At 68.4% G+C, this 17188-nt stretch carries 11 protein-coding genes, 2 pseudogenes and 1 CRISPR repeat array; of the genes and pseudogenes, 8 read left to right on the top strand and 5 right to left on the bottom strand.

Features of this window, described 5'->3' with window-relative positions; all coding sequences use genetic code 11:
• The first annotated feature begins 13 nt into the window (after positions 1 to 13).
• Positions 14 to 910, top strand: coding sequence for a TauD/TfdA family dioxygenase (locus ABZT04_RS22315; protein ID WP_356058621.1), 897 nt, complete (start codon positions 14 to 16; stop codon positions 908 to 910).
• Between the two features lie 139 nt (positions 911 to 1049).
• On the opposite strand, the gene ABZT04_RS22310 is transcribed toward ABZT04_RS22315, so the two are convergent.
• Complete coding sequence (locus ABZT04_RS22310) at positions 1050 to 1823, bottom strand: glycosyltransferase family A protein (RefSeq protein WP_356058620.1); 774 nt, start codon at positions 1821 to 1823, stop codon at positions 1050 to 1052.
• Between the two features lie 66 nt (positions 1824 to 1889).
• Between ABZT04_RS22310 and ABZT04_RS22305 the strand changes: the two genes are divergently transcribed.
• Genes ABZT04_RS22305 through ABZT04_RS22295 form a run of 3 tightly spaced genes read left to right on the top strand, consistent with a single transcriptional unit; the run spans position 1890 to position 5750 of the window.
• Positions 1890 to 3137: a nucleotide sugar dehydrogenase gene (locus ABZT04_RS22305; protein ID WP_356058618.1), complete on the top strand. Its 1248-nt coding sequence runs from the start codon at positions 1890 to 1892 to the stop codon at positions 3135 to 3137.
• Between the two features lie 55 nt (positions 3138 to 3192).
• A complete protein-coding gene (locus ABZT04_RS22300) occupies positions 3193 to 4551 on the top strand; it encodes a hypothetical protein (RefSeq protein ID WP_356058616.1) in 1359 nt (452 codons plus the stop codon).
• Positions 4548 to 5750, top strand: a complete 1203-nt coding sequence (locus ABZT04_RS22295; protein ID WP_356058615.1) for a glycosyltransferase family 4 protein — start codon at positions 4548 to 4550, stop codon at positions 5748 to 5750. The genes ABZT04_RS22300 and ABZT04_RS22295 overlap by 4 nt, the downstream gene beginning before the upstream one ends.
• Positions 5751 to 6109: 359 nt before the next feature.
• On the opposite strand, the pseudogene ABZT04_RS22290 reads toward ABZT04_RS22295, so the two are convergent.
• Positions 6110 to 6244: pseudogene (locus ABZT04_RS22290) on the bottom strand (transcriptional regulator); the annotation flags it as partial.
• A 1-nt stretch (position 6245) separates the two neighbouring features.
• A CRISPR array of direct repeats spans positions 6246 to 6457; the repeat unit is 29 nt; unit sequence GTCGTCCCCGCGCCAGCGTGGGTAGTTCC.
• Between the two features lie 108 nt (positions 6458 to 6565).
• On the opposite strand from ABZT04_RS22290, the gene ABZT04_RS22285 reads away from it, so the two are divergent.
• Positions 6566 to 7728 (top strand): IS3 family transposase gene (locus ABZT04_RS22285; protein ID WP_356058613.1). Its coding sequence is split into 2 segments (ribosomal slippage): positions 6566 to 6850 and positions 6853 to 7728, totalling 1161 coding nucleotides; the frame shifts between segments, so codons are not numbered across the junction.
• A gap of 374 nt (positions 7729 to 8102) precedes the next feature.
• On the opposite strand, the gene ABZT04_RS22280 is transcribed toward ABZT04_RS22285, so the two are convergent.
• The 3 genes and pseudogenes from ABZT04_RS22280 to ABZT04_RS22270 all read right to left on the bottom strand — a co-directional run bounded on the left by ABZT04_RS22280 (position 8103) and on the right by ABZT04_RS22270 (position 11520).
• Positions 8103 to 8597 carry a hypothetical protein gene (locus tag ABZT04_RS22280; RefSeq protein WP_356058611.1) on the bottom strand — a complete coding sequence of 165 codons (495 nt, stop codon included), beginning with the start codon at positions 8595 to 8597 and terminating at the stop codon, positions 8103 to 8105.
• 169 nt (positions 8598 to 8766) lie between these two features.
• Positions 8767 to 9729, bottom strand: a pseudogene (locus ABZT04_RS22275) (ISL3 family transposase); the annotation flags it as partial.
• Between the two features lie 807 nt (positions 9730 to 10536).
• On the bottom strand, positions 10537 to 11520 hold the full coding sequence (locus ABZT04_RS22270; RefSeq protein WP_356058609.1) for a LacI family DNA-binding transcriptional regulator: 984 nt from the start codon (positions 11518 to 11520) through the stop codon (positions 10537 to 10539).
• A gap of 249 nt (positions 11521 to 11769) precedes the next feature.
• Here ABZT04_RS22270 and ABZT04_RS22265 point away from each other — a divergent pair, with 249 nt between their 5' ends.
• The 3 genes from ABZT04_RS22265 (at position 11770) to ABZT04_RS22255 (ending at position 17123) form a co-directional block, all read left to right on the top strand.
• Positions 11770 to 13068, top strand: a complete 1299-nt coding sequence (locus tag ABZT04_RS22265) for an MFS transporter (RefSeq protein WP_356058608.1) — start codon at positions 11770 to 11772, stop codon at positions 13066 to 13068.
• Between the two features lie 81 nt (positions 13069 to 13149).
• A complete protein-coding gene (locus tag ABZT04_RS22260) occupies positions 13150 to 14550 on the top strand; it encodes a sulfatase (RefSeq protein ID WP_356058606.1) in 1401 nt (466 codons plus the stop codon).
• Entirely contained in the window at positions 14520 to 17123 is a 2604-nt protein-coding gene (locus ABZT04_RS22255) for a hypothetical protein (protein WP_356058604.1), read from the top strand. Before ABZT04_RS22260 ends, ABZT04_RS22255 begins: the two co-directional genes overlap by 31 nt.
• The last annotated feature ends 65 nt before the right edge of the window (positions 17124 to 17188 follow it).

Below are 17188 nucleotides of genomic sequence, written 5' to 3'. Positions count from 1 at the left end.
AAGGAAACTCCGCGTGTTCATCGACATCCCGAGCGAACTCGAAGCCGATCTGATCGACCGTCCCCTCCCGCCCTGGGCACTGGACGGTTCATTCCTGGCGCAGTCCAGCATGGAGGAGTACCGGACCGAGCTGACGGCCACCCCGGGGTTCGAGGAGATCACCGCGGCGCTGCGCCACGCGCTGACCGGGGAGGGCGACGGGTACGCCGTGCTACGCCTGGGAAACCTCGCCAAGGCGCTGAGTGGCGTCCGGTTCCAGCGGTTGGTGACGGGCTTCGCGGCCGAGGTGGCGGTCCCCTTCTCGCCCTTCCCTCGGTGGCCCCTGTGGAAGGACATCGGGGTCAAGGTCGACAAGGACCCCGGCAAGTCCAGCGGCATCGGGTACAACGCGTTCCACATGGACCTGGTGAACGGGACCCAACCACCGGACTACACCACGCTCCTGTGCGTTCGCCTCGACCCGCTCGGCGGCGGCACCAGCATCCTCTCCGATGCCCACGCTGCGGTGGCGCGGCTGTCGGAGGACAACCGCGCCCTGCTGGCCGAGTCGGCCTACCACTACGGGACCTTCTTCGACCTGCACGGCGTGGGCGAGGAGTATAAGCCGTTCCCGATCCTGGACGGCTCCAACCCGGGCGGGGGGTTCGTCCGGTTCACCGCCAAGATGCTGGAGAGGTCCGAGCTCGGCCAGGCGCACGCCGACGCCGCCAGGGAACTCGCCGAGGAACTCGTCCGGGGTCAGGTCTCCTGGATGCTCCAGCCCGGGGACTACCTCATCGTGAACCAGCGCCGCTTCCTGCACGGTCGGGAGGCGCTCCACAGCGGTCAGGACACCATCCCGGTCGCCGACCGGCGGCTGCTCCTCCAGTTGTTCCTGCGCGCGAGGGCAGGCGACGGCTCGGCCGCATAACCGGCCGACGGCACCGGTGACCTACCGAGTCCCACACCCGGGTCCAGCCCCTGAGCACGCGGCACGCCCACGGGGTGGGGCCTGGTCGGGCACCCCCGGAAGCTGTCGCGCACACGGTTCCCCGGGCCCGTGGAGGGATCTAGATGCGGGAGTTGTGCAACGACTGCCACACAGCGCCGACTAGCGCCCGCGTCGCCCGCGGGACCGACAGATGCTCATGCCCTCGGTACAGCGCCCAGTTGTACTGCACGAGCGAGAGCTTGTTGGAGGACAGCGATCCCGCCTGGTGGGCCCTGTACACCGCAAGCGGCTCAGCCAAGCCCCGGGCGTCAGCACCCTCCCGCATGATGCTCAGCCACAACGCGTAGTCCTGGCGCTTGCGCATCTCCGGCATCAGCCTCGTGCCCAGGACATTGCGGTCGTACATGGCGGTGAGCGCACCGATGTGGTCCTGGACCAGCATCGCGCGGTAGTCCACGTGCTCCCGCGCACGGATCACCCGCCCGTTCGGGACCCAGTCGGTGCTCTCGCCGTCGTAGTCGGCGTCCATCTTGAAGTACGAGGTGAACGTCAAAGGCGCAGCGGCCTCCGCAGCGAAGGCGAGTTGCTCCTCGGTCTTCTTCGGGAGCCACATGTCGTCGCTGTCGAGAAAGGCGATGTAGTCCCCGCGGGCCCGCTTGATCGCAAGGTTGCGGGCCCGGCCCGCACCGCCCTGTTCGGGTGCCGATTCCGGCAGGACGCGCTCGTCCTGCTCGGCGAACTCGCGGAGCAGGTCCATGGAGCCATCGGAGGACTGGTCGTCGGTGACCAGCAGCTCCAGGTCGCTGTGGGTCTGCGTGAGCACCGATCGGACGGCTGTGCCGAGGGTGGCTGCCGAGTTGTACACGGGCATCACGACGGACACCAGGGGCACAGCGCTTCTCCTTGCCAGTCCAGGAACGACGGTCCATTCAAGCACCGCAATCGAGTAGGAGCTGCCATGCAGATAGTTGTCGCTGGTCAGGGCTATGTAGGGCTTCCCCTGGCCGTACGCGCCGCAGAGGTGGGTCACCGGGTCGTCGGCTACGACGTGGACACGCACCGCGTCCAGCAGCTCGCCGCCGGCTTGTCCTACGTGAGGGATGTGGACTCCTCGCGGCTGCGCGCAGTGCTGGACTCTGGGGCCTATTCCGCGACCGCCGACGCTGCCGCGCTGACCGGCTTCGACATCTCGGTGATCACGGTGCCGACCCCGCTGCGGGACGTCGTGCCCGATCTGACCTACATCGAGTCCTGTGCCCGGACGCTGGGCGAGCACCTTCGCCCCGGTGCGACGGTGGTCCTGGAGTCCACGACCTACCCGGGCACCACCGAGGAGCTGCTGCTGCCGATCCTGGAAGAGGTGTCGGGCCTCAAGGGCGGGGTGGACTTCCTGGCCGGCTTCAGTCCCGAGCGGATCGGAAACAAGCGCTGGTCGTTCGATACGCCGAAGTTGGTGTCCGGAATCGACGCCACATCACTCGATGTGATCAAGGGTTTCTACGACGGCATCTTCGAGACCACAGTGCCGGTGTCCGGGACGAAGGTCGCCGAACTGGCCAAGCTGCTGGAGAACACCTTCCGGTTCGTCAACATCTCCATGGTCAACGAGATGGCGATGCTGGCCGGCTCCCTCGGCGTGGACATCTGGGAGGCGATCGACGCCGCCGCGACCAAGCCCTTCGGATTCACGCGGTTCACGCCGGGGCCGGGGGTCGGCGGGCACTGCCTGCCCGTTGACCCGATCCTCTTCTCGTGGAAGGCCCAGCAGGAGCTTGGCGTCCCGTTCCGGTTCGCGGAACTCGCCGCCGACGTGAACCGGCAGATGCCCGAATATGTCGTCCGGCGTCTCGTGGAGGCACTCGACAAGCGCGGCATGCCCGTCAGGGGATCTCGGGTTCTGCTGCTCGGCCTGACCTATAAGTACAACGCCACTGACCTTCGTAATTCCCCTTCGGCACGTGTCGCTGAACTTCTCATCGACCTCGGTGCCGAGGTCCGCGGCGCTGAACCCAACATCCCGGACGGCGACGACACCAGGCTGAACGTGCTCCGGGTCGATGCGACCCCGGACGAAATGGCCGCCGCTGATGCAGTGGTTCTTCTCATGGACCACCCGCGATTCGACCTCCCGATGATCGAGAAATGCGCGACCTATGTTCTCGACTGCCGAAACCGTCTTTCCGGAGTAAACATCGAGACTCTTTAGTTTCTCGAAATCCCCTTCCGGACCCGCTGCCAATCCTCCATCCCTGGGAGTTCTCTTGCGCGACGAATGGGAAAACGCCCATACGGACTACACCACGCCCGCGCAGCGTCAACTTCCTACGTCGCTGGCCGAAAGCGAGAGCGACTGGCGCCATTACCTGGAATGCTCAACCCCCAACGGCTGGCTGATACAGAACAACGCGATGACCGAAGCGCTCGTCAGCGGAAAGCCGATGTACCTGCTGCACAGCACCAAGGACATCAACGCCATCCGCATCAGCCGGCAGTTGCACGTCTCCACCGGATGCCTGGTCGGAGCCCTGTACTGCTCGCCTCTCGTCAGCCAGCGCGAGGGACTGCGCCCCCACAACCTCGGCGCCTACCTGATGCGGACGAAACCCTCCACCACACCCATGGTCTTCGAGGTCACCCCGGACGCCCCGATCCGGCCCAAGGGCGTCGACTACCTGCATCTCGGTGCCATCCACCTGCGTACCTACGAGCGCTACCAGAGCTTCCTGACCCTGGCCGAGAACGACCAACTCGACCACACCGTGCTGACCGGGATGCGCGCCGCAGCCGTGTTCCTCGACATCGCCCTGCGCAACGCCACCGGCCATGCCACTCCAGCACCCTCGTTCATCAACCAGTTGTCGGACGCCGTGGCCCACGTGCCATTCCTCGGCTACCTGTACTTCGAGGTTCTGTCCGAGTACCTGATGCTCCACTCCACCACTGCGGAGACCAAGACCTTCGCCCAGGCGGGAGAGCTGAACAACTGGCTCTACAAACGACTCGCCTTCGCCGCCGTGGACGGCATGGACCAGTTGTTCGACCTGGCCCGTTTCAATCCGCGCCATCCCCAGCTCATCCGGCTCGTCGAAGGCATGGAACCAGCTCTCGGCTCGGGAGTCGCCGAGTACGTCCGGCGGCGACTGTCCCACCTGTTCGCCCGGACCGCGCTGCACCCGTCCCAGGATGCGGCGTCGGTCACCTTCCTGGGCGCTGATCTCAACGCGCTCCGGAACGTCGCGCCTGGACTGGTCGGCCAGATGTTCTTCCGCGAAATCCGATACATGCCGCGCTACCAGCAGCTCTACCACTGCTTCGAGAAAGCCAAGGCTCTTGAAGCATGGGATTACTGGAACAGTGAGGGAATACCGACGCCCTTCAACGGAACCCTCCCCAAGGGAGAGATAGGGATAAACCCCGTCTACCCCCGATCGACAGTCAGAGCATGGACGGCAGAAGTGGACGGTAATGGCTATTTACATCCGGCCGATGAGGTCACGGCCGTCTTCACACCGCATCTGGCGTCGTGGTGGGCGCCACCCCGTCAGCGCGAGATGCAGAACGCCACCGACGATTCACGGTTCGATTTGCAATCTTCATCCACGAATGGAGTTTCCGCGTGACCGACAAGCCCCTGAACATCTTGACCGGCATCAACCGCAGTGCCGCGCCTTCGTCCGGGAGCATGATCCTCGTCAACGATCTCTACGGCGCGATGCCTGAAATCCACACGACGTTCCTGGGCAGGGCGCCGGTCGATCAGGCTTGGGAGGCTGCGTTCGATCAGCTGATCGCCCTCTCCACGACGAAACGCCCCCACGGTCCGGACTTCGCCCCCTACGTTGCCGAGTTGACGCGTGAGGTCGGTGCGCTCGTAGAGAAGATCCATCCGAACGCCATTCACGCCCAGTACCTCGGGCTCGCTCTCAGCCTGGCCTTCACCCGAACCGCCGGCAACATCCCGATCATCGCCATCGCCCACGGCCCCGACGTGATGGTGGCCGAGCGCAGCGCATCGGAACGCGAGGCCATGACTGAAGTTGCTGCCGCCAGCGCCGCGATCGTCGCCCCGACCTCTGTCCTCGCCGACCACATCGACCGCCTCACCGGACGCCGATTCACCGAGCGACTCACCGTCATCCCGTGGGGTATCCCTTTGCCCGATGCCCGGGTAAGCGATCAACCGCCTACCAGAACCGGACGCCTCTCTCTGGTGCACGCCGGTCGCCTGGACGACAACAAATCCACGATCACGGCCGTCGAAGCCCTCGCTCTAACCGATCAGCCGCACCACCTGACCGTGATCGGCCAAGGACCCCTACGGGAGCATCTGGAACAGCGAGCGATCGAACTCGGGCTCCGGAACCGGGTCCATTTTGATCCGTTCCTGCCCCGCACCGAACTGTGGCGCCGCCTGCCGGACTTCGACGCCTTCGTCTTCACGACCAGAGGTCTGGAGGCTTTCGGGCTCGTCCTCATTGAGGCCCAAGCCCACGGACTTCCGGTTGCCTACGCTGATCTTCCCGGTGTGAGGGACATCCTCGGGAGCGCTGGCGTTCCCTATACTCCTGGCGACCCGCACTCCCTGGCCGTGGCTCTAGACGAGCTGGGCCAGGACTTCCACCCGCGCATAGCCATGAGCAAGGCGGCTTTCAATAACGCGCGCCGATACGACATCGCTACCACCGGCCGCCAGCTTCGCGAACTGACGCTCCGCGTTATCTCCAGCTGGCCCCGGTTGAGGACGGAAAACCGGCCAGAATCTCATCCAGCAGCTCTTCGCCGAAGTCGGAGCGTCGGCTATGGGGTTGGGCCGAGGTAGCGATGCAGGCAGGTCTCGGGGATGCCGGTCTTGGCGACGATGACCCCCAGCAAGTCACCCTGGCCTTCAACGGCCAGGCATATTCGATCTTGCCTTCCGGGTGGGTGATCGACCGTCCGATCTGCCAGCTGGCTACTTCGACCACAGCGGGGGCGTGGACGGCGCGTTCGACGGTGAAGGTGCGTTCCATCTCCGCGAACAAGGCCAGAAGCGGGTGGAGGATGAAATCGCCACCCGGGGCTTTCTTTCTCCGCGGGCGTGCCGACGCCTTTGGAGGTGCCGACTGTTGCCCGCGTGCTAACCCTCCGAGCACCCTTGCCAAGGCTCGCTCAAAAAACGCCGCACCGGCGGCCTCGTCGTCAGGCCGCGGTAACAGCCGCCCGTGCGGGCGAAGGCGTAAGAAGGTGCCCCATCGCCGCAAGAACGGACGGCTCCCCGCGGTAGTACCCCCACGTCCCACGCCGCTCGGCGAGAAGCAGCCCGGCTTCCTTCAGCGTCGTCCCCGCGCCAGCGTGGGTAGTTCCTCCTCGCCCTGCGCCGCCAAGGCGTCCGCTTCGTCGTCCCCGCGCCAGCGTGGGTAGTTCCACTTCCGTACGTCGGCCAGCGTGGCGAAGGGGGTCATCCCCGCGCCAGCGTGGGTAGTTCGGCCTGAGGGCTGATGCGGTTGTCGGTGATCCAGTCGTCCCCGCGCCAGCGTGGGTAGTTCCGCTCAATGACGGTGGTGGCGCGCTCAGGGATGGTCGTCCGGGTCTGCCGCACGATCGGGTGACATCTGAACTGGCTTGCCCTGTGGGGCGGGTGGGAAGGATGTCGCTGTGCCCAAGCCTTATCCGGAAGAGTTCCGCGAGGACGTCGTGCGGGTCGCGAGGAACCGCGGCCCGGGCGTGACGGTGGAGCAGGTGGCCGCCGACTTCGGAGTCCACGCGATGACGCTGTGGAAGTGGATGCGTCGCGCGGACATCGACGACGGGACCAAGCCCGGAACGACCAGTCAGGAGAGCGCGGAACTACGGGAAGCACGTCGGCGGATCAAGCTGCTGGAGCAGGAGAACGAGGTCCTGCGGCGGGCCGCGGCCTACCTGTCGCAGGCGCATCTGCCGGGAAAAGGATCTACCCGCTCGTGAAAGAACTGGCCACGGGTGGAATTCCGGTCACGGTCACGTGCCGGGTCCTGAAGCTCGCCCGCCAGCCCTACTACCGCTGGCTCGGACGGCCGGTGACCAATACAGAGTTGGAGCAGGCCGCTCGCGCGAACGCGTTGTTCGACGCCCACTGCGAGGATCCGGAGTTCGGCTACCGGTTCCTGGCCGACGAAGCCCGCAGCGCGGGATCCGGCATGGCCGACCGGACCGCCTGGCGGATCTGCCGGGACAACCGCTGGTGGAGCGTGTTCGGCAAGAAGCGCGGCAGTGTCAAGAAGGCCGGCCCGCCGGTGCACGACGACCTCGTCCGCCGTGACTTCACCGCGACCGGCGCGAACCGGCTGTGGCTCACCGATATCACCGAACACGCCACCAGCGAAGGCAAGTTGTATCTCTGCGCGGTCAAGGACGTCTTCAGTAAGAGGATCGTCGGCTACTCCATCGACTCGCGGATGAAGTCCCGCCTGGCCGTCACAGCCCTGAACAACGCTGTTGCCCGGCGGGGACACGTCGCTGGGTGCATTGTGCACAGCGATCGCGGATCGCAGTTCCGGTCCAGGAAATTCGTCCGGGCGCTCGATCGGCACCGGATCGCCGGCTCGATAGGGAGGGTCGGGGCGGCGGGCGACAACGCGGCCATGGAGTCCTTCTTCAGCCTGCTGCAGAAGAACGTCCTCGACCGCCAGGCGTGGGCCACCCGCGAAGAACTCAGGATCGCGATCGTGACCTGGATCGAGAGGACCTACCACCGACGCCGCAGACAAGCCTCGCTCGGCCGACTGACCCCCATCGAATTCGAGACCGTCATGACCACACCGGCCCTCCGGGCCGTGTGACCGAACCTGTCACCCAAACCTGCAGCAGACCCTCCCCGCGCCAGCGTGGGTAGTTCGGCGCCTGAGACAAACCCCCGTTTCCGTCATAGGTCGTCCCCGCGCCAGCGTGGGTAGTTCCTGCGATGTCTTCGCAGCGCCGCTGGCTTCCTGGTCGTCCCCGCGCCAGCGGGGGTAGTTCGGCACTGCATCCGTGGCGCTCACCACGGCGACGTCGTCCCCGCACCAGCGGGGGTAGCTCGCGTCGACGATGACCTGCGCCTTGTCCGATCCTCGGCAGAGAACCCGCCCTCGTCCTCAAGTCGCCAGCATCGCGCTCACCGTCGACTCGCCGCGCCAGCCTGACGTCTCATCAAAACAAGTGTCAGACGCGCCTCTCAGCCGTGCGCTTCACCCCGGGAACGAAGCTCGTCATCACCGACACCTTCGACTCGACTCCCCCGCACCTGAGCAGCCAGCCGCCTCGACCGGACGGCCCCAACACGCAACTCCTTCCTCAACGTCTCAGCCGAAACGGGGCGCTGATGCCGATCCCGATGCCTGGCATCGATCAGCCGAGCCTGAGCCAGCAACGGATCACCTCCGTGCTGATCACTGCCGCTCTCTTGCTGCACCTCAGCCTCCTCGACCTTCCGATCAGCCGGGCGATGCACCAAGAGTTCGACGGACAACAACAGAGCCACCGGAGGCCATCCGGCGACCAGCACCGGCTGCCACTCCAAAGCCGGTGCCGCCGCGATGTTGGCCGCCAGCGAGACCCCGATCCCCAGGAGAAACGCAGACCAGACCGCACCTCGCGCACGTCGCGTACGAGCCCCGGCGGGCTTCAACAGGCCGACGGTCGCCAAAAGCAACAGGCCGTCCACAGACATGGGCCACAACGAGGCGCTGACACGATCCGCTCCGCCCTGCATGGAGTTCCACGGCGCTGGTGTGGCCCTCGTTCCAACGCCGGTGGAGGTAGGGCTTGTGGGGGTCCAGGGTGCTGGGGAGGTTCTGCCAGCGGCCGGTGGCCAGTTCCTCCCAGGTGACGGCGCGGGCATAGCGGCGGACGGTGTTGCGGGACAGCTCCAGGCGGCGGGCGACGGCTTGGATGTTGAGGCCCTGGCCGAGGAGACCGTGCACGGCGGTGTGGTGCTGCTGGACCCGCTCGGCCAGCCGGCCCGCGCGGGAGAGCGGCGGGTGCAGAACTTCAGGAAGTGACTCCGAAGCGGGGGCCGGTTCGCGAAGGCAGGAACTGTGCTTGCTGACAAGGGACTTCACCGCCTCGGCGAGGTTGTGCCAGAGGTGCCACAAGTCGGCGACCTGGACGGCGCCGGGGGCTCCGGAACGGGCGCCGCCCGCGAAGGCGCCGCCGCGGTCGCGGCAGATGATCTCTACGCCGGGATGGTCGGTGAGCCAGGCGGCGAACGTCGCCGACTCCCGGTCGGGCAGCAGGTCGATGGGGGCGTGGGTCTCGCAGTCGACCAGCACGGTGCCGTACGTGTGTCCCTTGCGGGTGGCGAATTCATCGACCCCGAGCACCCGGGGTGTCTGTGCGTACGGATCGGCCAGGGCCATGGCCAGGCTCAGCAGAGTGGTGTCGCTGACCGGAGCCGGCAGCCGGGCTGCCAGGCGTTCACCGGCGCGGCCCGCCAGGGCCACCGCGATCGCGCCCAACAGGCCCGTGAGCTGTGGAGTCCGCCGCCCGTAACGCACGGTGAGTCCCTCGACCTGCTCGGCGAACGTCACTCTCGCGCAGTCCGGGTTGTCGCAGAACAGGCGCCGGATGGTCAGCGTGATGGACACTCGCCGGCCGCCGACTGCGTCGTCGGCGAGCCGGCCCTCGTAGCCGCTGTGCCGACGTCTCGACAGAATCTCGCAGTCCGGGCACGACGCCGAGATTGTCGATGCCGTAGTCGCCACGATCCGTAACAGACCGCCCTCTGCCACCACTTGCTCCACCAAAACCCCGCCGAGGTGCGGAAACACCGTCTTCAGTAGCTCCTCACACTGACCGGGCATCCCGCCCTCCATGACGGAGCGTCACTGGCGCACGGAAGCATGACCGGCTTCACGGAAATCTTGGAAGAGCCACGATTTCACCCGTCGCCGACAGGGTGCGGGAAGGTATCGAGACCTATGCATTACGAGCCCGATAGGGGTCGTGCCGGGTTGTGCTCCGTGGTCGTACCAGATCCCGTTTTCCCAGATCAGAGCACATGTCGCGGTCCCGCTGGTCGCGCCCCGTGTTGCACCGTCCAAAGGCGTCCGCGCTCCCCTTGCGCTCCCCCGTCATCTGATCGGGCGCCACATCTGCGCAGGCAACCCGCCGTTGCCGACATACCGGCGCAGCTTGTCGAGAGCGAACAGCCGGAACGGCTCGGGGCGCGGGGAAGCAGTCCGCTCAGCGGATCCGCGACCGCAATTGCCGCTTGGCCTGGTCGAGTTCGGCCCGCAGGCACCGCGGAACCGCCGGGCTCGAAGTGCTGCATCCTGGCCACCGCCGAAGCCGACGTCCAGGCCCTGTGGGCCACGACATCCGCAGCAAGGTCTTCAGTCTCAACGGCACACCCACCAGGTGCGACAGAGGCCGCTGCCGGACCAGAGAGGCAGGCCGGCGTCTCCATGGACGGCTACGCCTGCGACAGGTGCCCTCCACGCATCAGGCGGATCCCCTCGGCAGGGGGGGCTTCCCGCCGGGACGAACGTGCTCGGACAGGCTCGGCCGCGTGAGGTGTGCGACCGCACCGGAACCCGAATGATGCCGGTCCGGCGAGGGGCTGCCGCGTACGCCGACCGCGACCGTGGCCGGAGGCAGAGGACCTCAAGTCAGCCTCGCGCCGGCGCCGTTGATCCACGCACCATCAGCCGCAGATCCGTCTCCTCGTGTTTCGCTCCGGCACGACCCGCGATGCGTTCGAGAAGCAGGCGTACGGCACGACGCCCGAGGTCGTCGCCCGACTGGTCCACCGTCGTGAGCGACATCTCGGGGTGACCCGCGAAACGCACGTTGTCGTATCCGACGACGGACAGGTCGTTCGCGTCCAGGCCGCGCTCCCTGACGGCGCGAAGCACCTCGAACGCGAGGTCGTCGTGCGAGGCGAAGACCGCGGTCGGCGGATCGGCCGAGTCCAGCAGTGCGATCGCGGCGTGGTAGGCGTCGTCCGTCGAGTGCGTCCGCACCACCCGTGCGTCGGACTCGTGCCCGCTTCGGGCCATCTCGTCGAGGTAGGCGTTCAGCCTCACCGCGAGCGCCCCGTTCTCCTGGGCCGTCGCTTCCTCATTTCGCGTCAGGTGCGTGATCCTGCGGTGCCCCAGGTCGAAGAGGTGCCCCATCGCCAGGCGTGCGCCCGCGTCGTCGCCGCCCGCGACGGTGTCGTAGTTGACCGACGGATCGTGCCGCGACACCAGCACCAGGGGAATCCGCGACGCCAGTTCCTCCAGCCACGCGTGGGTGGCGCGCGGGGCGATCGCGACGAGGCCGTCGACCCGCAGGTCCACGAGCGCGTCGATCGCGTCGTGGCCCCGGGGGTCGCCGGGAGCGATGACCAACCGGTATCCGGTCCCCTCGACCCCCTCGGCGGCTCCGCTTAGGATGCGGCTGAGTGCCGGATTCTCGATCTCGTGGAGTTCGAACCCGATCGTGAAGCTCGATCCGCGGATCGCCCGGGCCGCGACACTCGGCCGGTAGCCGAGCCGTTCGATGGCTGATTCGACCCGGTTACGCATATCGGGACTCACGCCGTACGCGTCGCGGATGACCTTGGAGACCGCCGCGCGCGACACCCCTGCCTCGCGTGCGACGTCCATCATCGTCACGGCCCTGCCTGGCCTCACAGCACCCCCTCCGCACCTGCACCGCGACTCCGCGGCGTGCCGCCACCCTATCGAGCGGGCGGCGGACGTCCCACAGCCTCTTCGGTCGGGTGTATTGACACGGGACCGACTCCGCCCGACCATCGTAGACCGATCTACAGCGGCGCTTTCCCGCCACTTGTAGATCGATCTACGAACGCGGGGAACGAACTGCCAGACCAGGTTCCGACTCAATGAGGAGTTCGCATGACGCACCCTGTCCCGGCACAACGCCCGTGGCGTACGGCCGTCCTCGCCGGTATGGCGTCCTACCTCGATTCCGCCGCCCTTGTCGGGTCCGGGATCGGGATCGGCGTGCTCTACGCCGGTCCGCTGGGTCTGTCCACGGGGATGATCGGCACGGTGCTCGCGTGCCAGCAGTTCTCCTTCGCCGTCGGCGCGCTCTTCGGCGGGCGGCTCGGCGACCGGTTCGGGCGACGCCGGGTGCTGACCCTGGCCCTGATCGTGTTCGCGGTGGGTGCCGTGCTGCTGGCGGTCGCGAACGGGCCGTCGACGCTGGTCTGCGGCGCTGTCCTGACCGGTCTCGGCATCGGTGCCGACCTGCCCGTGGCGCTGGCACTCGCCAACGAGGCCGCCCCGCCCAGGCGCAAGGGCCGGATGGTCAGCCTCTCGGCGGTGCTCTGGACGGTCGGTATCGCCACCGTCCAGCTCGTGGTCAGCTTCGCCGGGCACCTCGGGATCACCGGAGGTCGCATCATCTTCTGGGGCCTGGCGGGTGTCGCGGTCCTCGTCCTGTTGCTCCGCATCACGCTCCCCGAGTCCGCGGAGTGGCTCGCCGCGAGGAACGCGGCCGCCGGCGGCGGCCGGGCATCGGCACCCTCCGTCCGGCTCCGCGACATCAGCCAGATCTTCCGCCGTCCCGTGGTCTTCACGGTGCTCGCGACCGGCGTCTTCTACGCGACGTGGAACGTCGGAGCGAGCGTCAACGGCGCGTACAAGACGTACATCTGGACGAACCTGGCGGGCGGCGACGTCGAGACGATCTCGCGCCTGGCCCTCTACGCCCTCGGCCTGTCGTTCCTCGGGACCGTCCTGTTCATGACCCTCGTCGACACCCGGTGGCGCCGCCCGCTGACCCTGCTCGGGACCGTGCTCGTCCTCGTGAGCTGGGCCCCGCTGACCTTCTTCGGGCCGTCCAAGGGCTCGATCCTGTGCGTCGTCTTCCTCTTCGGCGTCGCCAGCAGCTTCGCCGGCGAACCCCTCTACAAGGTGTGGTCGCAGGAACTCATCCCCACCCTGCTGCGCGGCACCGCCCAGGGCGTCACCATGGCGTTCGCCCGTGTCATCGCGGCGCTGCTCGCGTTCGTCGTGCCGTCCCTGCTGGCTTCCAGCCCCCGGACGGTGTTCACCGGCATCTTCGTGTGCGCCGTCGTCTCGACCCTGGTCCTGGTGTTCTGGATGCCCCGGCTCCGTACGCCCGACGCCGACGCCGCCGAGCCGGCCGCCCTGACCGACGGGGCCCCGGCCATCCCGTCCCCGCGCTGACCGCCACCCACCACCACTCCGCGACAACACGAGTGTGGCCCCGCGCCGACGGAGCCACCACCTACGACGAGGGACACCCGCATGAGCGAGCGGAAGCCGAACGTACTGTTCATCCTCACCGACCAGTGGCGCGCCCAGTCCGTCGGGTACGCGGGCGACCCGAACGCGAGGACGCCGCGGATCGACGAACTCGCGGCGGAATCCGTCGACTTCGAGAACGCGGTCTCGGGCGCCCCCGTGTGCTGCCCGGCCCGCGCGAGTCTCCTCACCGGCCAGTACCCGCTGGAGCACGGCGTCTACATCAACGACGTGGAACTGCGGCCGAACGGCACCACGTTCGGCGAGGCGTTCCGCGACGCCGGATACCGCACCGGCTACATCGGCAAGTGGCACCTCTACGGCAGCCCCGACGGGCGCTACGGGCGGCGCACCGATCCGGTACCGGTCGAGAAGCAGTTCGGCTTCGAGTACTGGAAGGCCGCGGAGTGCACGCACGACTACAACGAGTCGTTCTACTTCGAGGGCGCGAGCACCGAGCGGAAGTACTGGGAGGGATACGACGCGGAGGACCAGACGGAGGACGCCTGCGCGTTCATCGCGGACGGCGACGACGAGCGGCCGTACCTGCTCGTGCTTTCCTACGGACCACCCCACTTCCCCCTCCACACGGCACCCGAGCGCTTCCGCACCCTGTATGAGGACGCCCCGATCGAGCTGCGGGGCAACGTCCCGGACGAACTCGCCGACGCCTCCACCGAGGCTCTGCGCGGCTACTACGCGCACATCGCCGCGCTGGACCAGTGCGTCGAGCGGTTGCTGGAGGCGGTGCGGCGCAGCGGGTCCGCCGAGGACACCATCGTGGTCCTCACCTCCGACCACGGCGACATGATGGGATCGCAGGGCATCCGGCACGACGTCAAGGTCGCTCCGTGGGACGAGTCGGTGCGGATTCCGCTCCTGCTGCGCTACCCGGCGCGGTTCGGGGCCGAGGGCACCAGGAACGCCGTTCCCGTCAACACCCCCGACCTGATGCCGACCCTCCTCGGCCTCTGCGGTGTCCCCGTCCCCGAGACGGTGCGGGGCACGGACGTCCTCGGCGCGAGCCCGCCGGAATCGGCGTTCATCGGGATGCCGGTGCCCATCCTGTGGGCACGGACCTACGGCATCGGCGCGTACCGCGGGCTGCGCACCGTCCGCCACACCTACATCCGCTCCCTCCAGGGCCCCTGGCTGCTCTACGACAACATCGCCGACCCGCTGCAGCTGACCAACCTGTGCGCGGATCCGGCGTACGCACCGCTGGTGGCGGAACTGGACGGCGAACTCGACCGCCGGCTGGCCGAACTCGGCGACGAGTTCCTCCCCGCCGAGGAGTACCTGCGACGCGACGGTCTGGAGCACTACTCCGAGGTGAACACCCCGGTGGGCAGCAGCGAGGGACCGGACGGGGCATGGCGGTCGACGTTGGTGCCGACGCCGTGAATCCACAGCACCGTGACGGCGCCCGCTGGTCGATCCCGGCGAAGGGGCGCGCCCCGGACGGGGCACCGGCACAGCCGTCAGAGAAGGGGGAATGGCCCGGCGGCTGGATCGGGCCGGCCGCGCAGGAGGCGGACGGAGGATTCGGCCGGGTGCTGTTCCGCCGGACGTTCGACCTCGCCGAGGTACCGCGGGACGCGCTCGTCCGGATCACCGGTGACTCGCGCTACATCCTGTTCGTCAACGGTACGGAGACGGCCCGGGGACCGCAGCGATCCCAGCCGCACCGTATGCGCTACGACGAATGGGACGTCGCCGGACACCTGACGGCGGGACGCAACACGCTCGCCGTGCTCGTCACGTACTTCGGTGAGTCGAACGCGATCTGGCACCGTCCCGTGGCGAGTGGACGTCTCGGCGCGGCGCCCGCGCTTCTCGTCGCCGGAACCATCGGCGGTGTCCCGGTCTCCTCCGGTCCCGCCTGGCGGGCGGTCAGGAGCGACGCGTGGGTGCCCTTCGCCCGGCAGGGCATCGAAGGCGTCGCGGCGACGTGCCTCGACGCGCGCCGGCTCCCCGCCGACTGGACGACGAGGGACTTCCCCGACGCGGCCTGGCCACCCGCGGTGCCCCTCACGGCGGCCCACCGCGGCGCGACGGGCAGGTGGGTGCCGCCGGTGGCGCCGTACCTCCGGCCGCTGCCGAGGAACATCCCACCGCTCGGCGGCGAGACGGTACATCCGGTCACCGTCCGGGCGTTCACCCTTTCACGGGCCGCGACCGGCGAGACGGACGACGCCGAGCACCCGGCGCTCTCGGCCGCCTCCGCGCTGACGGCCGCCTCCACGCTCTCGGCCACCTCCGCGCTGACGGACCCCGCGAGCGGACGGCTGCCGAAGCCGGTCGCCTCCGGCGCCGGCGGAACGGTGACCCTCCAAGTGGCCGCGGACAAGGACCTTGTCGTCGCCCTGGACTTCGGCCGCGTCGTCGTGGGCGCGTTCGCCTTCACGCTCGACGCCCCCGAAGGCACGGTCGTGGACGTGGCGTTCCACGAACGCTCCGCGCACGCCATCGACGCGCTCGTGCCGCGCTCCGGCCTTCGCTACATCGCCCGGGGAGGCGGCGCCGAGTCGTACCGGTCGCCCGAGACCGACGGGATGCGCTCGGCAACGATCCGGGTACGGCCCGTCGGCCCGGGACAGCGCACGGTCTCGGTGACGGGGACCCACGTGAGCGAACTCCTCCAGCCGATGGCCGGCGACGCGTCCTTCGAGTCGGACGACCCCGCACTCGACGCACTCTGGCGGGCGGGCGTGCGCACCGTTCACGCCAACTCCAGCGATGCCTTCACCGACTGCCCGAGCCGGGAACAGCGGGCGTGGGTCGGTGACGGTGTCGTGCACCAGGCCGTGCACCTCGTCGCGAACCACGACTGGCGGGCCGCCCGCGCCTACCTCGACCTGGCGCGCTCCCCGCGGCCGGACGGCCTGCTGCCGATGAGCGTCGCCGGGGACTTCGAGCAGGCGGGCGGCACCACCATCCCGTCGTGGTCCCTGCACTGGATCCACGGACTGCACACGCTGTTTCGCTACGCGGGACTCGTGCCCGAGGTGCGACGCGGCCTGGCGACGGCACGGGGCGTACTCGAATGGTTCACGGACTACGTGGATCACCGCGGCACACTCGACGACGTTCCGCACTGGAATCTCATCGACTGGTCCAGCGTCATCACGGAGGGCCGGAGCGCCGCGATCACCGCACTGTGGTGCCGCGCGCTGCGTGAGTACGCCGAGGTGTGCCGGTACGCCGGAGACAGGGACTCGGCACGCTGGGCGAACGGCCTCCACGCGAAGGCCGCGAACGGGTTCGCCGACTTCTGGGACGCGAAGCGTGGCCTGTACGTCGACTGCGTCGTCGACGACCGGCCGCTGTCCCCCGTGTCGCAGGCCACGAACGCCGCCGCGATCGTCTCCGGTGTCGTACCGAGGACGCGCTGGAGCGGGATCGTCGACCGGATCAGCGACCCCGGACGACTCGTGATCCGGTCCTGGCTCGGCGCCGCGGACGGCGGTCTCGACACGGCCAAGTGGAGCCGGGTCTCGGCGGGCCCCTGGGAGATCGACTGGGACGCGCACACCCGAATCGTGCGCGCCGAGCCCTTCTTCAGCTACGTCGTGCACGACGCGTACGCGCTCGCCGGACGTACCGACGCGTTGCTCACGGCGGTACGAGACTGGACGGTGTTCCTCCACGACGGATTCGACACCTTCGGCGAGGCGTGGGGATGGGGGACGCCCTGTCACGGGTGGAGCGCCACACCGACGAAGGACCTGACCCGGTACGTACTCGGCGTCACCCCTGACGTTCCGGGATTCGAGGTCGCGAGGGTCGCCCCCCGCCCCGGCGGCCTGCGCCGCATCACGGGCCGCACGCCCACCCCGCACGGCACCCTCGCGGTCACGGTCGAGGACGGCCTGGTGGAGGTCACGAGCCCGGTGCCGATGGCCTTCGTCGCACTGGACGGTACGGAACTCCGCCTGCCGGCCGGCGACCACCGCCTGAAACTGGGAAGTGCCTGAGCAGGGGTCCCGGGCAGGGACGGCGCGCACGGGGCGGGCGCGTCCGGCCCTGCGACTGTCCGCCG

The organism is Streptomyces sp. NPDC005492, assembly GCF_040605995.1.
Taxonomy (GTDB): Bacteria; Actinomycetota; Actinomycetes; order Streptomycetales; family Streptomycetaceae; genus Streptomyces.
The sequence above is the reverse complement of the archived record's forward strand: the minus strand, read 5'-3'. Positions and strand labels throughout refer to the sequence as shown.